Consider the following 3,707-nt stretch of genomic DNA (forward strand, 5'->3'; position numbering starts at 1 on the left):
ACCGTCTTCCCAAACCAGCTCGACGACCTTCTGGACTGAATCCGAGAAATCGCTGGAACGATAGTTCTGGAAGAAGGTCGCCTCGACCAGATCGTCTCGGACTCGCACCATGTCGAGCCGAGAGATCGAGACCTTGACGAACTCGGGCGCCGTTAGCCGCTCGCGGCGCAGCGCTTCCCAGGCCGCGCGACTCGAACTCGCGGGCCGATAACTGCGAGAGTACATCGCCAGGTAGCTGTCCACATCCTGGGCGGACCAGGCGGCGGACCAGTCGCCGAGGGCCTGCCGGACTCCGGCGTAGGCCGACCCCAGCGGGGGCGAGCCGGCGCTTGCGGGCTCCGGAGCGGTTTCGGCCTCGTCGTTGGCGGCGGCCCTCGCGGGCGGCATCTCGGTCGCCTGCGAGGCTAGCTTGAGGGTTCTGTCGGAGCCGCGATCGCTGCCTGCCGGCGTGGCTGAGGAAGCGTCGGACCCGTCTCCGGTTTCGCGAACGGCGCTCTCGACCGCCTGTCCGTCGGCGTCCGATGTGTTCACTTCTTCGAGCTCGGCGGTTGTGGCGGCTGAGCTGGACTCGGCGTCGAAGTCCGGGATCCACTCGGTGAGCCAGAACAGAAAGATCAGGCCGATTACGATGACCGCGGCGGTTGCCAGTAACGGCAATACGTGCCGCTCGGTCGACTGGGTCTTGCTCTCGGGCGGGCGCTGAGCCTTGGGCCGGCTCCGAGTGACTGCGGCCGACGCCACTGGAGCCACGGTGTCCGCCGCGGCTGCGGTTTCGTCGGTTTCGATCACGTCCTCCAGAGCCTCGTCGATGACGCTACGCAGCTCGTCCAGCTCGAAGGGTCTGCCGCCCTCGCGGATGTGTTTTTCGACGATCCATCGGATCAGGCGTCGGCTTTGGGCGTCGAGCTCGACGAAACGGACGCCCATGCCCGCCGGCCGTTCTTTGTCCTCGTCCCGATAGCGCGTCCAGACAACCTGGGCCTTGCCACGGATCAGTTTCCAATCGTCGGCGACGCTGAACTCGAACGTGAAAGTCGTACCCGGAGGGTGCGGCTTTTCGGAAACGATGAACATCCCGGTGGTGGAGATGTTGGTCGAGTACTCGGTGACGAAGGTGTCGAACCTGGGAACCCGAATCGTGACCTCTCGTTCCAGCGCAATACGCCTGGAGTCGATGGAAGCCTGTCTATTGCTGGTTGTAGGCATTGCTTGGGCCGATCGGCGGAACGCGAATTATAGCGGAATCACTTCAACGTGGCGGTTCCCGGAATGGAGCTCTTCGCGACGCGGTGATAAACTATTGATGAATGACACGGCTTTTCCTTGTCGTAGGGGGCTTGGTTCTTTTTCCGGCAGCAGGTCGAGCCGACCGCATCCTGCTGGAGAACGGCAAGAGCTTCGATGACGTGGTCCTGGTGTCGCAGACTCAGGCCCAGGTCCGGTTTCGGGTGGCCTCGGGTGAGATGAGCTTGCCGTCGTCTTGGGTGATGCGCGTGGAACGGGCACCTGGAGCTCTGGCGGAGTACCTGGCCCGTGCGCAGAGTCTCGCCGCAGACCCTGAGGCTCCGGCGCAGGCCTGGCTCGGCCTGGCGCGCTGGGCTCGGGCCCGAGACTTGGACCACGGCTTCCGCGAGGCGCTCCTGATGGCCGGGGAACTGGAGCCGAAACTCGAGGAACTGTTGCCCCTGATGGCCCGAATCGGCTATCGGCTGGATCCGGAGACCCACGTTTGGTTACATGGAGGGCCGGCGCGGCCAACCGGGGGCCGCGAGCCGACTGATCGGGCCAGGCCGGCGAGCGAGGAGGCCGGTTTTCGGACCAGGAGCGAGGAACAGATCGCCGAAGGGCTGACCCGGGCGCTCGAAACGCTCGCCGAGGCGGAGCTCGAGAGAACCCGAGGGAGAAGCGCGCCGAGAGAGCCCGAATTCCGCAGCCCGCCGCGAGCGCGAACCGCTTTCTATCCGCTGGTTTCCGTACCCGTGGCCTACGCGGCGACCGGGTGGGTCTTTCCGGGTGTACCGCTCAGGCCGTCGGATTCGGACCCCGGCGATCCGATTATCCGCAGGCCCGCCAATCCTCAGGCGCGAGCGCTGCTCTCGAGACCTCCCGGAAGCCTGCTGCCGGTCTCGGCCTACCGGCACTAGCCGATCGAGCGGAACACTAGTGGGAGTAGTCCGGCTCTTCCGACCCGGTGCCGTCGTCCAGCAAGTACTTCTCAAAGAACAGGACGACGATCGCGCGATACAAGTCGGAGTTCTCCTTTTTCCGGAAGCCGTGACCCTCGTTGAGGGCGTTCATGTACCAGACGTCGTAGCCGGCCTCTCGGACCGCCTTCACGATCTGCTGTGATTCGGTTACCGGCACCCGCGGGTCGTTCTGCCCCTGGGCGACGAAGAGCGGAACCGTCATCTTGTGAGCGTTCTTGTTCGGGCTGATCTTTTCGAGGAAGCTGCGCATTTCGGGATCGCGCTCATCGCCGTACTCTACGCGGCGCAGGTCACGCCGGTAGTCCTGCGTGTTTTCGAGAAACGTCACGAAGTTGCTGATGCCGACGATATCCACGGCCGCTTTTAGACGACCGCTGTAGTGGACCAGACTGGCGAGCACCATGTAGCCGCCGTAGCTGCCGCCGTAGACGGCGACCCGAGAGGAGTCCAGGTCAGGCCGCGTAGCGATCCAATCGAGCAACGCGCCAATGTCCTTGACGGAGTCTTCCCGCTTGAAGCCGTTGTCGAGCCGCACATAATCCCGGCCGTAGCCGCTCGAGCCGCGCACGTTCGGGGCAATGACGGCGGCGCCAAGTTTCGAGATCCACATCTGGACCGTGCTTCGAAACCTGGGCCGGAACTGGCCTTCGGGCCCGCCGTGAATCCATACGATCACCGGAAACGGGCCCTCGCCCTCCGGGCGGTAGACGAAAGCCGGAATCTGCCGGGGGTCGCCGTCGACCCGATCGAAGGTCGGATAGCTGATCAGCTCCGGGGCAGCGAAGGAGTCGCTGTCGAGGCCACCGACCTCGCTGAAGGTCCAGCGAACGAGCTCTCCCGATTCGAGCCGATCGTCACCCAGCGCGAGGGTGAAGACGTCGCTCGGCGACGTCGCGGTGTCGAGCACCAGAGCGAGCCGATCACCCGCCGGGCTGAAGGCCATTCCCCGGATCACACCGATCGGTATCGACTCTACGACCGCATACTCCCTCGTTTGTGTATCGATGAGGTGGAGACGATCGATGCCGCCTTCGTTGACGACGAACGCCGCCTGAGATCTGTCGTCGTTCATCGTAAAGGCGCTCACGTCCCAACCGATCTCATCGGTGATCACCTCCAGCTCGCCGGAAGCAAGGTCCAGATAGCCCAGGCGGGTCACGTCGCTGCCGATATCGGTAGCCACGTAGATGCCCTTGCCGTCGGCTGAAAAAACAGGATCGATGCCCAGGGTTCTGGCGGGCTCGGCGGCACCGCCGAGCAGTAGGCGGCGCTCGCCGGTGCTCAGGTCGAGAAGCTGTACGCGGGAATCCGTGATGCTGACATATTGGCGCACCAGAAGCCGGGTGTCGTCTTTACTCCAGTCCGAGGCCGCCCACCAGCTCCCGTCTTCGGCCGCGAGCGCCAGCCGGGCGGATTCCGGCGCGTTCGGCTCGAGGATCCAGATGTCGTTTGATTTTCCGTTTCGGCGAGTGCTCTGAAACGCGATTCTGTCGCCGTTTC

At 64.3% G+C, this 3,707-nt stretch carries 3 protein-coding genes; 1 reads left to right on the forward strand and 2 read right to left on the reverse strand.

Translation table 11 applies throughout. The features are described from left to right. On the reverse strand, window positions 1-1,206 hold a 1,206-nt coding region (locus GY769_11505), incomplete at its 3' end, for a TIGR02266 family protein (GenBank protein ID MCP4202547.1). A gap of 101 nt (window positions 1,207-1,307) precedes the next feature. On the opposite strand from GY769_11505, the gene GY769_11510 reads away from it, so the two are divergent. After that, entirely contained in the window at window positions 1,308-2,144 is an 837-nt protein-coding gene (locus GY769_11510) for a hypothetical protein (GenBank protein ID MCP4202548.1), read from the forward strand. Between the two features lie 16 nt (window positions 2,145-2,160). On the opposite strand, the gene GY769_11515 is transcribed toward GY769_11510, so the two are convergent. After that, on the reverse strand, window positions 2,161-3,693 hold the full coding sequence (locus GY769_11515) for a S9 family peptidase (protein ID MCP4202549.1): 1,533 nt from the start codon (window positions 3,691-3,693) through the stop codon (window positions 2,161-2,163). Window positions 3,694-3,707: the final 14 nt, after the last annotated feature.

Source organism: bacterium (assembly GCA_024224155.1).
Lineage (GTDB): Bacteria > Acidobacteriota > Thermoanaerobaculia > Multivoradales > JAHEKO01 > CALZIK01.